The organism is Thermococcus sp. 101 C5 (assembly GCF_009372125.1).
Taxonomy (GTDB): Archaea; Methanobacteriota_B; Thermococci; order Thermococcales; family Thermococcaceae; genus Thermococcus_A; species Thermococcus_A bergensis.
In genome coordinates this window covers 18,083-36,764 of record NZ_WHIZ01000013.1, presented here as the reverse complement: position 1 = coordinate 36,764, position 18,682 = coordinate 18,083, and the positions used below count along the sequence as shown (strand labels likewise).

Here is an 18,682-nt window from a genome sequence, read left to right as displayed (position 1 = left end):
TTCTCCCAGTTGTGGAGGGTTGAGTAGTGAATGTTTGCTCCGAAGAATTTTCTGCCGTAGTGCTGGGCGTCTCTGAGAGGTAGGTTGTAGTATTGTTTAAAGAGGAGTATTGCCAGTATTGTTTTTACTGGAAATTTTTTGGATTTTGGCAGGTTCTTCAGCTTTCCTTCTGATTCGAAGTCTGCTAAAACGTCAAGAATTGCGAATGCCACGCTTTCAGGGTCTTTGAGTCTGTGATCCCATCTGGGGATCACGACAACCACCCGAAAGAATTCAGCAAAAACCCTAATAAAGGTTACTATAAACACGCCCCTCTCAGTTTATTTCGACAAAAGGCGATTTACAACCACCTAAAACCTAGAAATTAGACATTTGTCAAGGGAGCAATACTTAAAACTGGTGTAAGCATGAGTTTTTTGACAACTGTCCAAAATTTCATAAATAATGGGCACTGCTGTAGGTTTAGTTTTAAAAAGGTTTTCAAGGTAATTAAGTGATGTCCCGATGATTGGAACAAGAGTGAGCTGAAGGATGATGACCGACTTCTCGCTGAGGGCATTTTACTTTTTAATTTGGTTATTGCTCAAAACTTTCAATACATCAATATACGTTTTTAGACATCAATGTATGGTAAAAATGCTTTTTGAGAGCTCTTCTTCCAGAAATCTTTTTTAGATGTTTTTTGTTTATTAGAAAATGTATGTACATAACCTTTTGTTTAAAAATATCGGTTCTCTAGGCACTTTCATCGAAAAGTTTATATAGGCTATTGCTCAAGTTTGTATCGCCAATCACCTAAATTGGAGGGATGAACATGGTTGAGCAAGACCCATTTGAAATTGCTGTTAAGCAGCTTGAGAGGGCTGCCCAATATATGGATATAAGTGAAGAAGCTCTTGAGTTTTTAAAGAGACCACAAAGAATTGTTGAGGTCAGCATCCCAGTCGAGATGGATGACGGTTCTGTAAAGGTTTTCACAGGATTTAGAGTTCAATACAACTGGGCTCGCGGTCCAACAAAGGGTGGTATCAGGTGGCACCCTGAGGAAACCCTTAGCACTGTCAAGGCTCTGGCTGCTTGGATGACCTGGAAGACTGCTGTTATGGACCTCCCATACGGTGGAGGTAAGGGTGGTGTCATCTGTAATCCAAAGGAATTGAGCGAGAGAGAGAAGGAGAGGCTTGCAAGAGGATATATCAGGGCTATTTATGATGTTATAAGCCCATACACAGATGTCCCAGCCCCAGACGTTTACACTAACCCACAAATCATGGCTTGGATGATGGATGAATATGAAACCATCTCAAGAAGAAGAGACCCATCCTTCGGTATTATAACCGGTAAGCCACCAAGCGTTGGTGGTATCGTAGCAAGAATGGATGCCACAGCAAGAGGTGCTGCCTTTACAATTAGAGAGGCTGCAAAAGCCCTTGGATGGGACGGCCTCAAGGGCAAGACCATAGCCATCCAAGGTTACGGTAACGCTGGTTACTACCTCCACAAGATAATGAGCGAAGAGTTTGGAATGAAGGTTGTTGCAGTCAGCGACAGCAGGGGTGGTATTTACAACCCAGATGGACTCAACGCTGATGAAGTCCTTGAGTGGAAGAAGAAGACCGGTAGCGTTAAGGACTTCCCAGGTGCAACAAACATAACAAACGAAGAGCTTCTTGAGCTCGAGGTGGATGTTCTCGCTCCAGCAGCCATTGAGGGGGTCATTACAAAGAAGAACGCTGACAACATAAAGGCCAAGATCGTTGCTGAAGTTGCAAACGGTCCAACCACACCAGAAGCTGATGAAATCCTCTACGAGAAGGGCATACTCATTATCCCAGACTTCCTCTGTAACGCTGGTGGTGTTACAGTCAGCTACTTCGAGTGGGTACAAAACATAACCGGCGACTACTGGGACACCGAGACCACAAGGGCCAAGCTTGACAAGAAGATGACCAAGGCATTCTGGGACGTTTACAACACCCACAAGGAGAAGAACATCAACATGAGAGACGCCGCTTACGTACTCGCAGTCAGCAGAGTCTACCAGGCAATGAAGGACCGCGGATGGGTCAAGAAGTGATTTTTTCTCCTCATTTTTCTCTTAATTCTTGTTTTAGAAAAAGAGATAAAAATTAGAAATTTCTTGGCTTTTCAATGACTCTTATGTTCATAATGCTTTTGTCCAGTATTCCCTCTCCTCCACCATGGCTTGGATCATTTCATCTTCGTCTTTGAACATGGTTCTCCTTGAGGGATTTTGCATGCCGTAGAACTCCATGAAAGGGCTTGGCCTCTTTTTAAATGGGTAATAGAGATAGATAGCTCCGAGAGTCCTATATGCTTCCGCCATCTCACTTATGACCCCTGCGGAAACGCCTTCAGCGTAGTGATAAACCGCTATAGCCTTGCTTACATCCACTAGATTGAAGTCCCTCTCAACAAGTTGCCTCCTCAAAATGTCTGTGGCTTGTTCTATGTCCTCTCTGTCTAGCTCTTCTATCTCTTCTCCGTCCCAGATGTTCCTAATTTTTATTCTCTGCACCTCTGGATTTTTCTCCACTTGAGCATCATACTCCGCAACAATCCACCAGTCATCAAGCGCTCCGGGGTCTAAAACCGTGAAGTACTTGCTGAGCTTTTCGTAAAACCCTCTAACCCTATGATAGTATTCCTCTTCGTGTCCCGTCATGGGGTAGCTCAGATATACCAGAGGTTTCTCTTTTTCATGGAAAATCAAATCTACAAACGTCTGAGGCGGGTGTCTAATTCCAAAGTGCAGGACGTATCTAACTTGAATTCCCTCTTTGTTAAGCTCATGAACGAGGGTCTTTACGTGGTTTATTGCATCCTCACGCCACATAACAAGGGTAGTAAGCTTGATGTTCTCTTTGTCTTCTCCGAAGCGTTCAAACCACTCCTTGTCGTGAATTATTCTTCTTCTGACGCTTAGAATGTCATCAAGCATTATGATGACCCTACTCGGTCTTAGAAGCTTCAGGTTGCTCAGGGTGAAGCCCAAAACGCTCCCACTTCCCCATCTAAAGAGGGCCGGGGTTGAGACTATATGGAATGCCTTTTCGCTCTTCTCGATTTCGTCTTTTATCCTTTTGAAAGCCTCATCTCGAATGCTGTTCATTAAGTCCGGATGGCTTATTGCAAAGTCTAAAACGTTTTTTCTTGTTATTTTGACGCCTTTTTCTCTTCCGACTTCCTTCAGGTAATCAAACACATGATAATACTGAAAGCTCTCGTTTTTTGCAAGTTTTAATGCGTCTTCCGCATATTCATCTCGCCCATTAAGGGGAGGACCCGTGAGGAGTATTATTTCTTTCATATTTCATCCCTCGCTTTTTGTAATTAGAATTTAGACTCCTCCCCTTTTCAATTTTGTGGATGTTTAAATGAGTTCATGCAAAAATTTTAAAAACACCCCACCTAATAGGACAGTAGAAAATATTTGCAAAAGCTTAGGCTTATAAAGTTATCAAACAAACCACTTGAGGTGATGCTCATGCCAAGGAACGATAAAAACAGAACTTTTGAAGGGGAGGAAGTTATTAGGGTTCCTCTTCCGAAGGACAACCAAGTGTTTGGAATAGTGGAGCAAGCACTGGGTTCAGGCTGGATGGATGTCAGATGCTCAGATGGAAAGGTTAGAAGATGCAGAATACCAGGAAAGCTTAGAAGGAGAATGTGGATTAAGGTGGGAGATGTGGTTATAGTCCAACCATGGGAAGTACAGAGCGACGAGAGGGGAGACATAGTTTATCGTTATACAAGGACCCAAGTTGACTGGCTTATCAGGAAGAACAAGATTACTCAGGACTTCCTTACTGGCGGTTTGACTCTGTGATGAATTATGAGAATTCAGGACATAGATAGGGAAATAGCACGCATCCTAGGATTAGAAGAACACAGAGAAAAGGATAGTGAGCTCTATAAAGTGTTTAGTGAGGTATTCGATAGGACGACAGTTGATACTCTTTCCTACTTCCACCGAAGGGGAAACATAGAGAAACTGCTCGGTGTGATTTCAACGGGAAAAGAGGCAAATGTGTTCATGGGCATTGATGCCGAGGGCAATCCCATTGCTGTTAAAATCTATCGCACCTATACAACTGAATTTAGGCGAATATGGGAGTATCTGGCAGCGGATCCAAGAATTGGGTATCTGCCGAAAGACATTAGAAAGCTTGTCTTTGTATGGACCAGGAGGGAATTTAAAAATCTCCAGAGGGCCATGAAATACGCTGTTAGGGCCCCGGAGCCAATAGCGTTCAGCAATAACGTGCTCATAATGGAGTTTATCGGAGATGAATACCCCGCTCCAAGATTAAAAGACGTGGAAAAAGAGCTCAGCAAAGAAGAATTTGAAGAGCTTTATAACTTTGTCATGGATTCAATTGAAAAGCTCTGGAAAAGGGGAGACATGGTTCATGGTGACCTTAGTGAGTATAACATCCTTATATGGGATAAGCCAGTGATAATTGACTGGTCTCAGGCAACGGTAAAAAGGAATAGGATGGCACTCTCACTGCTTTATCGTGATTTGAGAAACATCATCAATTACTTCGCCAAAAAAGGAGTGAGCGTTGACAACCTTGAGGAGAAGTTTAAGGAACTGACGGGTGATTGATATGGACGAATTTGAAAAGAAGCTGAAAGAGTATGAGTATGTGGACAAGGAGGGAGAACCGGAAAAGTCCTTTGAGATTGAAGAGTTTGAAGCTCTTGGCGAGCAGGAAGAATTCGTGAGGATTCCAAAAGAGAGAATTGGAGTGGTTATTGGGAAAAAGGGCGAGACAAAGAAAAAGATTGAAGAGGCTACAAAAACCAAGATAGAGATAGACAGCCAGACTGGAGAGGTATTCATTACTTCTACAGAAAAAACCGACGATCCTTTGGCAGTATGGAAGGCGAGAGACATTGTGTTGGCCATCGGAAGGGGATTTTCCCCGGAGAGGGCATTTAGGCTGCTTAATGAAGGTGAGATTCTCGAAGTGGTTGACCTGACCGACGTTGTTGTAGGGAACGAGAAGAATGCACTTCCGAGAGTTAGGGGGAGAATAATCGGTAGAAAAGGCAGGACGAGAGAGATAATCGAAGAAATGAGCGGAGCAGATATAAGCGTCTACGGGAAGACTGTTGCCATCATTGGAAATCCAATCCAAGTTCAAATAGCTAAAACTGCAGTTGAAAAACTTGCAAAAGGTTCTCCACACGGAACCGTTTACAAATACCTTGAAAGAAGGAAGAAGGATTTAGAACTTGAAGGAGGCATGTACTATGGCAAATTCTGAAGCAAACAAGCTTTTTAAAGAATTTAAAATCCAGAGCGTCAGTGAGTTCTTTAGAAGAAATGCTGCAATGCTTGGTTATACCGGAAAAGTGCGCTCCTTTACAACCATTATTCACGAGGCTGTAACAAACTCTCTGGACGCTTGTGAAGAAGCTGGAATACCGCCCTACGTTAGAGTGGAGATAGAGGAGCTCGGATCTGAGCACTACAAAATAATCGTCGAGGACAACGGCCCTGGAATCCCTGAAAACTACATAGCACACGTCTTTGGTAAAATGCTTGCCGGTACAAAGGCCCACAGAAACATTCAAAGCAGAGGGCAGCAGGGTATTGGTATTAGCGGTGCTGTAATGTTTGCTCAAATCACAAGCGGTAAAGCTACTAGAGTCATAACATCCACTGGCGGGGATGAGATAATCGAGGCATGGGTTGGCATAGATGTGGAAAAGAACGAAGGAAAGATTTTCAAGAAGATAAAGCACCCCAATCCCACTGGATGGAGAGGAACAAGGATAGAGATGGAAGTCAAAGAAGTTCGTTACATCCGCTCTAAACAGGGCCCTTACTGGTATCTTAAGCTCACCGCTATAGCCAATCCTCATGCTCATATTGAACTTATAGAACCAGATGGAAAGCTGATAGTCTTCCCAAGGAGCAGTGAAGAAATTCCAGAGCCACCGGAGGAAATGAAGCCACATCCAAAGGGAGTAATGACGGATGACATTTACAGGATGGCCAGGAGGACATCAAGGACAACAGTGAGAACGTTCCTTATAGGCGAGTTTTCGAGAATAAGTGACAAAAAGGTAGAGGAGCTTGTGAAGTACATCGCGGCATTGAGGCTTATAAAGGAAGAGGAGGAGCAGAGAGTTAGAGAGCAACTCCTAAAGAGGCTCGCCGAAGGGGAGGTCGATAAAGTACTCGCAAGTTTTGGAAAGAAAGGCAAAAAAGCCCTCAAGGAAGCCGAGAAACTCATGGAAAAGCCTCCTGAAAAGCTCACTTGGCACGAAGCTGAAGAGATTGTAGAGGCATTTAAGTACATGACTTTCTTGGCTCCACCCACCCATGGATTGAGGCCAATTGGAGAGCCAAACATAGAAAAAGGACTTTCGGGCATTTTAAAGCCAGAGTTCGTAACTGCCGTAACGAGACCTCCCAAAGTCTACCGCGGGGGGATTCCTTTCCAGGTAGAGGTGGGTCTAGCCTTTGGGGGAGAGCTAAGCAGTGGCTTTGACGTTCTTAGGTATGCTAACAGAGTTCCTCTGCTCTTTGATGCGGGTTCGTGTGTTATAACTTCAGCAGCAAGAAGCATTGACTGGAAGAGATACAGGGTGGATGATCTCGAAAGAACGCCGCTGGTGCTTTTGGTTAATGTGGTCAGCGTGCACGTCCCCTACACTTCTACAGGAAAGCAGAGTATTGCCAGTGAAGATGAAATATATGAAGAAATAAGACTCGCCATAATGGAAGTCGCTAGAAGGCTTGCCAAATATCTCGGAGGAAAACACCGCAAGCTCTACCAGGTGAAAAGAAGGAAGATATTTGAGAAGTATGTCCCTGAGGTAAGTAGGGCCTTAAGCATCCTAACTGGAGAGCCTGAAGACACGATAAAGAACCTCCTAATAAAGATGATTGAGAAGAAATTTGAAACAGTAGAAGAAAACAAGGCGGAGGCTGATGGAAATGCTTAAACGTGAGAGGCCCAAGGAACGCTTCAGCTACGACCCAAGAAAGGTCCTTCAGAAACTCGAGGAATTTGGAAAAGAAATCCTTGAAGAACTAAAAGCTGGCAGGAACCCCTTCATAGATGTTCCCACCAGAGGTCTCAGCAACGTTTACTTCGACGAAAAAGACCGCGTGATTAAGATGGGTGACAAGACTTCAAGGAGATATCTCTTTAACGTTGCCCATGCGAGAAAATTCATGCAGACGCTCTTGATAGCGGCTTATATAAAGAGGTTAGTTGCCGAGGGCAAACACGCGAGCTTGAGAGAAGCTTACTATGCAAACAAACACACCATTCCCGGCACACATGAAAATACCTTCGAAGACCAGAGCGAGAGCGACCCCATCATAGAGGATTTGGAGAGAATGTTCGGAGTTTTGAGAGAGGAAATGCACATAACTGCAGACAGAAGAGGATACATTTACGGGGACATAGTCATTAAAGATGGCGAAGACGAGTTCAACGCTTCAAAGCTTGGTATGGGTGGATGGGCAGTTCCTGGAACAGTGGAGCACATAGAGTTCCCGGAAATCAATGTGGATTACGTCCTTGTAGTAGAAACCGCCGCTATGGCCGATAGGCTTATAGAAGAAAAGTATCCGAAGAAGGAGAAAGCCTTAATAGTGGCAACTCAAGGTCAGGCTTCAAGAGGTGTTAGAAGACTTATACACAGGCTCCACTACGAGGAAGGTTTGCCAATCATCGTCTTTACTGATGGTGACCCCTACGGATGGTATATATACTCTACAATCAAGCAGGGCTCAATAAATCTCGCTTACCTCAGCGAAAAGCTTGCAACGCCAGAGGCAAAATTCGTTGGTATGACGATGGACGATATTAAAAAATACGGTCTCGAAAACGTTACAGAAAAGCTCAAGGGAATCCCACCGAACAAGAAAGGCGGTCCAACGGGAGATTACAAGCGTATCATAGAGGAGATGAACTACCCATGGTTCCAGAACAAGGAGTGGCAGAGACAGCTTAAGTTGGCTCTCAAATGGGGAGTAAGGATTGAACAGCAGGCTCTGGCAAACAAGAGTTTGGAGTTCGTTGCGAAGAAATACCTCCCCGAAAAAATTGCCAACGAGGAGCTCCTGCCATGACGACAACTGAAGAGCTTATAGCTCAGATAAATAGGGTTTTGGACGACATAAAAACAAACATGAACAGGTTATTTGAGAATTTTGACCCTCTTTATTTAGCTTTTAATTTAAACCGCAATCTTGCCTTTCTTAGAGACCTGGAAGATGAACTTTCCCGCAGAGTTGGTGAAACGCTCTCTTATGCAACATCAAGTAAAAAGGAAGTAGACCCACATATTAGAAGAATTCTGTTAAGAAATCACTACCGCATGCTAACCCTCGAGCGGCTTAGAACAGCGATAACCGCCCATAAGATGGCTCTTGCCACAATTGAATCCAACTATACCTTCTACAAGGGGAAGAAAGTCATCGAGATTAAGGACATTACCAACAAAGAGGACCTTGATTCAATGAAAGTGTCTGAAAAGCCCATTAAACTTGGGAGGATAGAAATACTGCCATATCTGGCTTATTCGGGGGATGTCCTTAGGATTCTAAGTCAGAAAGACACCAAGACCAGAGATACATTTAAGGAAATAAAATCCAAGCTCAAAGAAAAAGGACAGGTGCAAAGAAAGGGAATGAGGATAGAGGTAGAGTACTGGCAGGGCGGGCGGTTAAAGAAGGAGAAAGTCGAGCTTCCGCTGGACGCAGATGTGGACAGAGAACTCAAGAAGCGCTTTGGCCAGAAGTTCAGATGGAGGCTCTTAACCTACGTGAAAACCAAGGGGGTTCTTATAAACAGCCACTACACCATAGATAATTTGGCGCTTGCCTATGCTTCTCTCTATCCAGAAGAGGGAGCTAAAATCCTTGCCCTCGATTTGTTCAGGTATTATTACCTAACCTCTGAAAAAGAAAGAGAGACAATCGGCTTATATCCTCAGCTAAGGCCGTGTATAGATTGTCACTACTCAATTTTTGATCTGCCGTTTATGGATGAGCCCGGGTTCCGTACCGGATTTGGCAGCATGCTTCTCATTAGAAAATGCGAGGCTGAAACCCTTTTAAGCGGGAGAAGGAGCGAGATTTCAAACATTCCAAACTACCTTTTGGGCGGAGTTATCCTTTATGGTGTTAGCCCGTTCGATGAGAAAAAAGTCAGCGAGCTACTTGGGATAAATGAAGAGGAGCTTAAGGAGGCTATCGAAAAATTCGTACTTTCTGGCCTGCATATGAGTCTGTTTGAGGATACAAGCAAATTTGAGAGGTTTATGCCGAAGAGTGATAAAGCAAAGCAATTTTTGGAGCTTCTCCAAGGGTGAGGGGATATGAAGATCGAGATAAAGGCGAGGAATAATGATGACCTTTTGAGGAAGCTAGAGGAGAAGCTCAATAAAGACGTCACCGAGGTTTACATAAATCTCCGGCCGACCAAGATAATCCTTGTGAAAATACTTGAAAGGGCCCCAAATGTGAAGGTCATTGGATGCCCTCCCAGTTTGTATCCAAAGGTCTCCAAAAAAATTATCAAAGCCCTCAATCAAATGGGAATCAAGCTTGTTCCTATGAACCATTCCCGGGGAAGGCCTAAAAAGTACGATCCAGATACCTTAAAGCTTATTGAAGAACTCATTAAGAAGGGGAAAACGCCTAGAGAAATAAGTGAAGAGCTCAACATTCCACTGAGAACCGTCTATTATATAATAAACGGTAGGTAGATGAGTAGATACTGCCATTTTTGCTTATGTTGCTTTGTCAAAAGTATGAGACAAGCCAAGTATTGGTTTATCTCAGCAAGAAGACACTACCGTGCAAAAAAGCTATGAAAATCATATGGAGTTTTGAGATAAGTTTAAAAGAACCGGTTAGGTTTCCTAATGGAGGTGAGAAGATGTTTGAAACCCAGGAAGAGATTCCCGAGATTAAAGAGAGGCTTCATAGAGTTGGCATAACAAACTTAAGAACAATAGCGAGGATAAACTGGAAAGGTAAGCTTTACACTTTTATCCCAACGTTTGAGATAACGATAGACGTTCCTGAGGAAAAGAAAGGCATTCACATGAGCAGGCTTGTTGAAAGCATTACTGAAACGATGAGCGAGGCAATTGAGGAAGAAGTGAAAGAAGCACACACCTCCCTCGAAGAACTCGGCCTTTCGGTTATAAAGAGGCTGGAAAGAAAGCATCCGCACAAAAGGGCTGAAGTATGGATTAAAACACAGCTTATTATGGAAAGAGAAACCCCTGCAAGCAAAAAACTCAGCCTTGAGACGTATGATGTTGAAGTCGGAGTAATAAAGGAGCCGGAAAAGCTCGAAAAAGTTTTAAGGGTTATTGTAATTGGAAACACTGCTTGCCCACATGCTATGGCCAATAATCAGGGGAAAACCCACATTCAGAGAGCAGTTGCCAGGCTTGAAGTAAGAACGGACTATGATGAGGCAATCGCTCTTGAGGACATGATAGATGTTGTGGAGAGTTCTTTCAGCTCCCCGACATATACTCTATTGAAGACGATTGATGAGAACGCAGTTGTTCAGAACATGTATTCAAACCCCAAATTCGTGGAAGACGTTGCGAGGGAGATAATCTTCAAGGCAAAGCAGAAGTTTAAAGGTAAAATCCACGTGAAAGTCATAAGCCATGAGAGCATACACAAGCACGACGTTATAGCTGAAACCTGGTATTAGTCTTTTCTTCTCTAAATTTTTAAAAGAAAAGAAATCAAAGGAGCATTCTTGCGTCAACTGCAACTGCACTGTCTTCGTAAGCGAAGATGGGGTTTATGTCAAGCTCCTTGATCTCTGGAAGCTCCAAGGCTAATTCACCAACTTTGACGATTATATCTGCAAGGGCATCGATGTTAACTGGCTTTTCTCCTCTTGCTCCGGCAAGGATTGGGTAAGCCTTTATCTCTTTGATCATCTCAAGGGCTTCTTCTTTGCTTATTGGAGCAACTCTGAAGCTTACATCTTTGAGAATCTCGACGAATATTCCACCGAGACCAAACATCACTGCGGGGCCAAATTGTGGGTCTCTTATCATACCAACGATGACTTCCTTGCCAAGTGGGAGCATCCTATAAACTATAACACCCCAAAGGTCAGCATCGGGTTTATAGTTTCTTGCATTTTGCATAATAGTTCTGAAGGCTTCTCTAGCCTCTTCGTCGTTCTTTATGTTAACCTTAACACCACCGGCGTCGCTCTTGTGGATAATTTGTGGAGAAACGATCTTCATAACAACTGGGTATCCTATTTCCCTTGCGAATTGAACGGCCTCTTCTTCGTTCCTTGCGACCTTAAACTCCGGAACTGGAATGCCGTAAAGCTTGAGAATTTCCTTTGCCTCCGGTTCGACAAGTGGTCTGTTTTCGGCTTTTGCCTTTTCGATTATTTCCCTAGCTTTTGCAACTCTATCCATAGCTACCACCTCGATTATAGTGATGACAGTTTCAGTTATGTTGACAATGTTAAAAGTCTTTCCATTTCGAATGTGGTTGAAGCTGTCGATTACTATAAATAGGATGGGGGAGATATCCCTTACAGGTGATTGAAATGAATAGAAAAATCATTGGGGGAGCATTAGTGATTTTTGTTCTTCTGGCTGTGATTGTATTTCACCAAACGAAAGCTGAAGAAGGTTCTACTGCCCTCGCACTTTATGATTCTGCCAAGATTGGAGTTGTCGAGAAGACGATTCAAGTTGAGCTGAAAACAGGGATAAATAAAGTCCCTCTAGATATGCTTGAGGGGCTCCGAATTGATGAAGTTACATTAAAGCCTCTTGACGAGAAAGTGAAGGTACTCGGTGTTGTAAGCAAGGGGACAGCGGGAAAGAACCTTATGGAAGCGAACATAGGAGAAGAGATTACGGTAAAACTGAAAAGCGGAGAAACCGTAAGCGGCGAGTTTTTGGGGTATGAAGACGGGAAAATAGCAATACAGGGAGATGGCTATTATCTGGTAAGCTCTGAAGACATTGCTTACATGAAAATGGACTCAATCGGAGAAGAAAGCACTGCAGAGATCTATGCCATAGTAAACGCTGAGGAAGATGGAAAGTACTTCTTTAAGCTCATTTACAGGGTTGGAGGAATAAGCTGGAGCTCAAGGTACAAGCTCTACCTTAGAGACAGGGCCGAGTTTTATGGGTATGTGGTGATTGACAATCCTACGAACAAGAGCTTTGAAAACGCTGATGTTCTGCTTGTTTCGGGAGATGTTCAGTTTTACCAGCCTCCTCAGGTGATTATGGGAAGATACTATACAATGGAGTCAGCTACAAAAGAAGTGCCTCAGCAACCAATTCAGGGAACAAAATTAGAGGCCTTTTACCTGTACAAGCTCGGAACCCTTGACATAGCGGCATTTGAGAAAAAACTCATCCCGTACATCTACCAGGAGAGCGAGTTCACGAGGGAATACCTCTATGAAAGCTATCCCTATGGTGGAAGCCAGGATGTTTATGAAATAATATCCTTAAAGACGAGTGAGGTCCTCCCCGGAGGTGTTGTGGAAATCTACAAAGAAATGGAAGACAAGAACGTCTTAATTGGGGAGCAGGTTATAGATCACACTGCAAAGGGGGACAGTTTAAGGCTTAAGCTTGGCAGGGATGTAGACTTGAAAGGAAAAACTGAGGTGCTGGAAGAAAGGCGGGGAGACAGATATTCCTACTATAAAATTAAAGTCACTCTGGAAAACTTTGGCAACGAAGAGAAGGAAGTAGTTGTCAGACACTACAAGTGGCGTGGAAAAATCTTAGAGAGCTCAGTTAGCCCAATAACAGAGACCGCAGACTATGTAGAATTTAAAGTAACAGTTGGCCCGGGAGAAAAAGAGGAAATAATCTTCGAGTACGAAGTGAACTATTAGAGCTTTCTCAAGAGGATTTCGTAGCTCTTGTTTTCTTTTACTATTTCCAGCACAAGGCTTTTCTCATAGTCCAAAAATCTTGTACCCTTTAAAGTGTATCCCTCTTCTTTTAAATGGTTCATTATGCTCAGTCCAAGGTCTCCAAAAAGCTCCGCCGCCATCGTGGCAAAACTCGGCTCTTTTATGCCCAGCTCAACATGATATTTTTTAGCCAGTTCAAAAACGTCCATGCTATCACCCGTAGGATACTTAGCATTCAGAACTTTAAGCTCTTTCGATTCCCAGAAGAGTTAAGATTTGTAGTGGCGGGCCGGACGGGATTCGAACCCGCGACCACCGGGTTAAAAGCCCGGTGCTCTAACCAGGCTGAGCTACCGGCCCTCGATAAGTTAGGGATTACAATGCGCTTATAAATTTTTTGGTCGGTGCTTTGCCATTGTGAAGATAATCACAGAACAACGGGGTTGAATCACTATTATTCCTCTGCCCGAAAAGGGAGTTTGGGGCGGGGTGGGATAGGTTTTTGGGCTGAGGAATACAAAATATTGAAAAGAAAAGCTAAAACCCTCATGGAAGCTCTATAATTGCCCATATTGGCCTGTGATCGGAAACCTCCACCTCGCAGAGGCATCCGTAATTCTTGACCAACCATAAACGAACCCATTAGCGAGAAAGCAAAAACATTTTTAAACTCAAAGATGTAAAATTAATAACGAGGGGCAATGAAAAGAACGGTAACACTCAAACTCCAGCCCTCGAAGGAGCAAGAAAAAACACTCTTCGAGTTAGCCCAAGCTACTGCAGTAATCTGGAACAAACTCAACTATGAAAGGCTCAAACAGTTCAAGGAATTCGGGAAAATAGACTTCGGAACAACGGAAAAGGAAGCTTATTACACGTTCAAGGGCTGGGTTGGTGGTTCAACAGTCCAGCAATTAGCGAGGAAAAATGCTGAAGCGTGGCGTAGCTTCTTCTCCCTACTCAAGAAGAAAAAGAACGGTGAACTGCCAGACTGGTTCAAACCACAACCACCAAAATTTGTCAAGGAGGGGAATGAGAGAAAACTCTTTATCATTCCCCTCAGGAACGACCAGTATAAAATTGAGGGCAACACTATCGAACTGAGGAGGCTTGGAAAGTTCGGAAGGCTAAAAATTCAGTTCAAGGGGAGAATTCACCTCAAGGGCAAGCAAGGAAGGTTGGAAATAATCTACGACGCGGTAAAGCGGAAGTGGTACGCTCACGTTAGTTACACTGTTGAGGAAAAACTAACTAACGGGGATTGGGTTAAAGTTCCAAGAGAGTCAAGGGGTAATCTTTCAGCCGGAATCGACTTGGGGGTAAACAATTTAATAGCCGTTTACGTTGAGAGCGGTGAAAGTTTTCTTGTTAATGGAAGACCGCTCAAAAGCATTGCCTTCTACTGGCAAAAAAGAATAGCGGAATACCAGTCAAAACTCAACAAGTCTGGCTGTAAAACGAGCAGAAAACTCAAGAGAATGCATCAAAAGGCCAAACTTCAGGCGAAGCATTACATTAACACTGCAGTCAGGCAGACGGTTGAAAAGCTTTATGAGATGGGCGTTTCTAAAATTATTGTGGGCTATCCAAAAGACATTTCAAGGAATTCTGATAAGGGCAAGAAGCAAAATTTTGTCCTCTCTTACGTTTGGAGGTTTAATTACGTTATTCAAAGACTGAAGGAAGTTTCTGAAGAGTTTGGTATTTCCGTTATTGTTGTTGATGAGGCTTTCACTTCTAAGCTTTGCCCTCTCTGCGGCCAGCGCCACTCTAATGGTAGAATTTTTAGGGGTTTATTCAAGTGCCGCAGAGAGGGCGTTGTAATGAATGCAGACCTTGTAGGTGCTTTCAACATTTTGAGAAAGGCTGTTAAAACGATAACCCTGAGCTTCCCGGCTTTGTCAGGGGGTAGGGGTAACGGGGGGAAGACCCTCCCCGAGGGGCTGAAAAGCCTGCCCTTGTTGGGCTTTAATGAGACCCCTCAAACCTCCCTGTCAATGGCAAGGGGCTAAGATAAACCCTCGCCAATGATGGGAGGAGGTCAGCTCTGCCGTCCAGTCCTTCTTCAGAAAGATATAGTCGATGTTCTCGATGTCTATGTTGCCCCAGTTGAAGGTGTATGGTGGCCTCTTCTCAAAGGCGTCCCTATAGTAGCGTGTGAGTATCTCTATTGCTTTTTCGTCCGGTTCGGCGTTGGTGTCACCCGCTATTATCTGCGCAACCGGTTCACTCTGTGCAAATCTTAGAAGCTCCTCCGCCTGCATCGCTCTCTCCTCTTCGTTTAGCCCCATGTGGACGTTTACCAGCACTATTCCAAGCTCTCCAAAGCTCACTTTTTGAGCAGGTCTTGCCTGTCCAACACTCTTAAGGTTGAGCTCTCCTTCTCTCCTCATGTGCCAGTGTGAGAAGATGGCTATGCCATAGGTCCCTTCAACGGCCGGCTTGTACTCATAGGCGTAGCCTAAGTATGCAGAAATCATCAAGGGGACGTCCTGATAGCCGTTGCCAATCATTCCGCCGACGACTTCTTGAGCCGCCAGGATATCGGGTGTCTGCTCCTTCAGGAGGTTAATAAGCTCGTAGCCGTTGAAGGTTCCCTTATACGGCCCAAAGCCTTGGTGGGTGTTGTAGCTCCAGATGAGAGCCTCATTCTTGGCCTCGACGTAAGCTGGTGCCGTGTGGAAAAGAGCAAGAACCACAACCGAAACCACAACCAGACCCACCAGTGGGCCGACTGTTTCCTTTGTGTTCGGAAGCTTAACCTCTGCGTTTTTGCCATAGCCCGCGAAGGCATAAATTATGGAAGCCGCTAGAATAAGGGTTTCAAGCTTGTCCTCCATAAAAGGCAGACCAATGTCTCTGCCCACATAAGATCCCAAAGCAAGTGTTGCCACGAGAAAGAAGTAAACAGCGCCGATTACTCCGCCTCTGCTACCTTTGGCGTTCTCTACTAGAGCTATGGCCGACGCGAGAGCAACAGGAAGGCCTATCAAACTGAATGGCTTAACAAAGAGTGTCGCTGTACCTAAAATGAGAAGGATATAAGCAATGTTCGGTTTTTTAGCTAAGTATGGCCCTACAACAATCGCCAGGCCGATAAGGAGGGAATACCCTATGAAGTGTGGGAGGTAATATTGGGTGATTCCCGAGTAGCGCATGATTGCATTCGGGTAGAGTAAGCCAAGCTCTATCAGAGCTGCGAGGGCATAGAGGCCGAAGCCGGGCTTCTTTAGGGTTCCTGGCTCTTTCCATAAAGCAAAGGCCCCAACTAATATTAGGACCGTGAGAATGGCCCTTGTGTGCGGAAAATCTATCGGTTCCCCTCCGACCGCAAGAACCCGAAGGCTTAAATCAGCTACAAAGCCTATCGTCAGGTATTTTACCTCGAGTTCCTTGACGAGTGCTAGGGCAACTGGAACTGCAAGAGCAGCTATCAGATGGCTATACTCAGTGGCATCCGCAGCAAAGGAAGCCACTGCGTAGGCTGCCATTAGGACCGCTCCGACTTTTCGGCTCATTCTGCCAACAAAGATTGCCGCAATTATAAAGAGGAGTATACCAAATCCCGAGGGGAACTTCACGCCGTAGAAGAACGTTTTTTCAATGCTTGAATAAGCACCAGCAACGAAGACCCTCAGGCTCGATGCCAGTAACACTCCTGTCCCGATTCCAAGAAGAATTTTATCTCTTTCGTTTACTTTCGTTGGTACCACCTAAAACTTAATTTTGACAGAGTTGGCCTTAAAGTTTGCTATCTTCCAAGTCATGTTAATCACAATGCTTACTAGGTGTTGTCGCTAGACCACAGGTATTATAAACCCTATGCCTTTCTTTTCTCCAAGAGGTGAGATAATGAGAAAGGGCCCGGTATTTTTGGGTAAGGCTCACATTCACTGGTGCGAGAAGTGCAATGTTCCCCTGATAAGCGAGAAGTGTGATATTCACGGTGAGGGTTTCAGGGTAGATTTAACTCCGCCTGCTGATGTGAGGTTTGCCTTCGAAAAGGATATTGAGTTCATTAAGAGAGAGTTTAAAGCCCACTATGGCGTTGATGTTGGAGAAATACTAGATGGCAAGATAGTTCTTTTGAACAAAACCCCCGGTGAAGATGATGTGTATGAGATAATTGTGGACGGCTACATCTTTGGATGGCTTCGCTTTGATCCGCTTGAGCTTAAGTGGAAGCCGGGACTGAAGATTGAAGGCGCTATGGCTCTATGGAAGCGCTTTGGGAAGAAAATGAAAAAATGGGTTATCGTGGATAAAGGTGCAAAGGAACCAATAAAAAACGGTGCAAGTGTTTTGCCTGTGGGAGTTCTCGAGGCAGAAGAAAGCATTAGAATTGGAGACGACGTTATAGTGGTCTGTGAGGATGAAGTCATCGCTACAGGGATAGCTAAAAAGAATTACGAACAGCTGATTGATAAAAAAGAGCGCGGCACCGGGATAAAAACAAGGCACCAGAAAAAGGTTCAATACCGGGAAGGTAAGAAAGCAACTATAAAGGAGGTAATAAAAGCCAACAAATCGGCACTAGAGGAGAGAGTTAAAGAAGCCAGAGCGTTTATGAGAAAAACTGCTCAAAATACAAATAAGCCAATTGCCGTTGCCTTCAGCGGTGGAAAGGACAGTTTGGCTGTTTTGGGTCTGGCCCTTGAGGAGTTCGATGATTTTGCTGTGTTCTTTAACAACACTGGAATAGAGTTTCCGGAAACCCTTGAATATGTAAAAGAAATCAGGCAGGAGCTTGAGAAGAAGAACATAAAATTCATCGTTGCTGATGCGGGTAATGCTTTCTGGGGTTCTCTCAGTGTTTTTTCACCTCCCGGGAGAGATTACAGGTGGTGCTGCAAGGTTACAAAGCTCGGCCCAATAACCCTTGCAATAAAGGAACACTACCCAAATGGTGTCCTGATGTTCGTCGGCCAGAGAAAGTACGAAAGCCTGCAGAGATACAAACAGCCCAGAGTGTGGAAAAATCCATGGGTGCCCAATGAAATTGGGGCTTCCCCAATATTTCACTGGAACGCCCTTGAAGTGTGGCTCTACATATTCTCCCGCAAGCTAAAATACAACCCCCTTTATGAGAACCGTCTGGATAGAATTGGGTGTTTTATGTGTCCAAGCTCTTCTCTGGCTGAAATTCAAACGCTAAAGGAGGAAAAGCCACAGTTGTGGGAAAAGTGGGAGAATGAGCTTAGGAAGTGGAAAGAACGCTTTGGAATGCCAGAAGAATGGATAACTTACGGCTTCTGGAGGTGGAGGCAGTTAACTAAAGGACAGAAGGCCATTGCAAAAGAACTTGGAGTAAAGATTCCGGAAAAACGGACATGGGAACCTATAAGATATTCGCTTGAAGAGAAAGATGGAGAGTTTATTCTCAGAATAAACACGAGAATAATCCTGAAAAGAATCAAAGAAGTAGCCCCAATATTAGGTGAAGTAAGCGAAGATAAAAACTCCATAAGAGTAGGTACTATAGTATTTACGGAGGATGGAGTCAGGACAAAGAGCAGAGAAGATGCTATAATGGCATACTACCTAATAAAGAGGGCATATGAGTGTGTTGGGTGTGGGGTTTGTGTCGGAAAGTGTCCAGAAAATGCTTTAAGAATAAACCCCCATACAAAAAAGATAGAGGTTGATTCAGCGAAATGTATTCACTGCGAGGAGTGTATGGAAGTATGTCCACTGTTAAAAATAAAAAACCCTCAAGAAGGAAGTCAGCTTTAATAGCC

The 18,682-nt window shown here is 44.2% G+C and carries 17 protein-coding genes and 1 tRNA gene; 12 read left to right on the top strand and 6 right to left on the bottom strand.

Annotated features, from left to right (window positions below; all coding sequences use genetic code 11):
* Positions 1-308: hypothetical protein (locus GBV73_RS03335; RefSeq protein ID WP_152878962.1), on the bottom strand; the 308-nt coding region annotated here is incomplete at its 3' end.
* Between the two features lie 506 nt (positions 309-814).
* On the opposite strand from GBV73_RS03335, the gene gdhA reads away from it, so the two are divergent.
* A complete protein-coding gene (gene gdhA, locus GBV73_RS03330; protein ID WP_152879288.1) occupies positions 815-2,077 on the top strand; it encodes a glutamate dehydrogenase in 1,263 nt (420 codons plus the stop codon).
* A gap of 87 nt (positions 2,078-2,164) precedes the next feature.
* Here gdhA and GBV73_RS03325 read toward each other — a convergent pair whose 3' ends face one another.
* Positions 2,165-3,331: a hypothetical protein gene (locus GBV73_RS03325; protein ID WP_042701661.1), complete on the bottom strand. Its 1,167-nt coding sequence runs from the start codon at positions 3,329-3,331 to the stop codon at positions 2,165-2,167.
* Between the two features lie 171 nt (positions 3,332-3,502).
* Here GBV73_RS03325 and eif1A point away from each other — a divergent pair, with 171 nt between their 5' ends.
* The 8 genes from eif1A (at position 3,503) to GBV73_RS03285 (ending at position 10,736) form a co-directional block, all read left to right on the top strand.
* Positions 3,503-3,850, top strand: coding sequence for a translation initiation factor eIF-1A (gene eif1A / locus GBV73_RS03320; protein ID WP_042702289.1), 348 nt, complete (start codon positions 3,503-3,505; stop codon positions 3,848-3,850).
* Positions 3,851-3,856: 6 nt separating this feature from the next.
* On the top strand, positions 3,857-4,633 hold the full coding sequence (locus GBV73_RS03315) for a serine protein kinase RIO (RefSeq protein ID WP_152879278.1): 777 nt from the start codon (positions 3,857-3,859) through the stop codon (positions 4,631-4,633).
* 1 nt (position 4,634) lies between these two features.
* A complete protein-coding gene (locus tag GBV73_RS03310) occupies positions 4,635-5,297 on the top strand; it encodes a KH domain-containing protein (protein ID WP_042701664.1) in 663 nt (220 codons plus the stop codon).
* The gene (gene top6B / locus GBV73_RS03305) at positions 5,284-6,987 is read left to right on the top strand and encodes a DNA topoisomerase VI subunit B (RefSeq protein ID WP_152879277.1); all 1,704 of its coding nucleotides are present in this window, start codon (positions 5,284-5,286) and stop codon (positions 6,985-6,987) included. Before GBV73_RS03310 ends, top6B begins: the two co-directional genes overlap by 14 nt.
* Positions 6,980-8,125, top strand: a complete 1,146-nt coding sequence (locus tag GBV73_RS03300; RefSeq protein WP_042702294.1) for a DNA topoisomerase IV subunit A — start codon at positions 6,980-6,982, stop codon at positions 8,123-8,125. The genes top6B and GBV73_RS03300 overlap by 8 nt, the downstream gene beginning before the upstream one ends.
* On the top strand, positions 8,122-9,369 hold the full coding sequence (locus tag GBV73_RS03295; protein ID WP_042701668.1) for a DUF530 family protein: 1,248 nt from the start codon (positions 8,122-8,124) through the stop codon (positions 9,367-9,369). The genes GBV73_RS03300 and GBV73_RS03295 overlap by 4 nt, the downstream gene beginning before the upstream one ends.
* A 6-nt stretch (positions 9,370-9,375) precedes the next feature.
* On the top strand, positions 9,376-9,765 hold the full coding sequence (locus tag GBV73_RS03290) for a DUF1699 family protein (protein WP_152879275.1): 390 nt from the start codon (positions 9,376-9,378) through the stop codon (positions 9,763-9,765).
* A gap of 173 nt (positions 9,766-9,938) precedes the next feature.
* On the top strand, positions 9,939-10,736 hold the full coding sequence (locus GBV73_RS03285; RefSeq protein ID WP_152879273.1) for a GTP cyclohydrolase IV: 798 nt from the start codon (positions 9,939-9,941) through the stop codon (positions 10,734-10,736).
* Positions 10,737-10,770: 34 nt separating this feature from the next.
* Here GBV73_RS03285 and acdBI read toward each other — a convergent pair whose 3' ends face one another.
* Positions 10,771-11,469 (bottom strand): acetate--CoA ligase II subunit beta, encoded by a 699-nt coding sequence (acdBI, locus tag GBV73_RS03280; RefSeq protein ID WP_152879271.1) that lies wholly within the window; start codon positions 11,467-11,469, stop codon positions 10,771-10,773.
* Positions 11,470-11,603: 134 nt separating this feature from the next.
* Between acdBI and GBV73_RS03275 the strand changes: the two genes are divergently transcribed.
* The gene (locus GBV73_RS03275) at positions 11,604-12,923 is read left to right on the top strand and encodes a DUF4139 domain-containing protein (protein ID WP_152879269.1); all 1,320 of its coding nucleotides are present in this window, start codon (positions 11,604-11,606) and stop codon (positions 12,921-12,923) included.
* Here the strand turns inward: GBV73_RS03275 and GBV73_RS03270 are convergent.
* Entirely contained in the window at positions 12,920-13,153 is a 234-nt protein-coding gene (locus GBV73_RS03270; RefSeq protein WP_004070161.1) for a hypothetical protein, read from the bottom strand. The genes GBV73_RS03275 and GBV73_RS03270 overlap by 4 nt on opposite strands.
* Before the next feature lie 73 nt (positions 13,154-13,226).
* A tRNA-Lys gene (locus GBV73_RS03265) sits at positions 13,227-13,304 on the bottom strand.
* A gap of 341 nt (positions 13,305-13,645) precedes the next feature.
* Here GBV73_RS03265 and GBV73_RS03260 point away from each other — a divergent pair.
* On the top strand, positions 13,646-14,956 hold the full coding sequence (locus GBV73_RS03260; RefSeq protein WP_152879267.1) for an RNA-guided endonuclease TnpB family protein: 1,311 nt from the start codon (positions 13,646-13,648) through the stop codon (positions 14,954-14,956).
* On the opposite strand, the gene GBV73_RS03255 is transcribed toward GBV73_RS03260, so the two are convergent.
* Entirely contained in the window at positions 14,939-16,657 is a 1,719-nt protein-coding gene (locus GBV73_RS03255) for an endonuclease/exonuclease/phosphatase family protein (RefSeq protein ID WP_052315952.1), read from the bottom strand. The genes GBV73_RS03260 and GBV73_RS03255 overlap by 18 nt on opposite strands.
* 139 nt (positions 16,658-16,796) lie before the next feature.
* On the opposite strand from GBV73_RS03255, the gene GBV73_RS03250 reads away from it, so the two are divergent.
* Positions 16,797-18,677 carry a phosphoadenosine phosphosulfate reductase family protein gene (locus GBV73_RS03250; protein ID WP_152879265.1) on the top strand — a complete coding sequence of 627 codons (1,881 nt, stop codon included), beginning with the start codon at positions 16,797-16,799 and terminating at the stop codon, positions 18,675-18,677.
* Positions 18,678-18,682 lie beyond the last annotated feature (5 nt).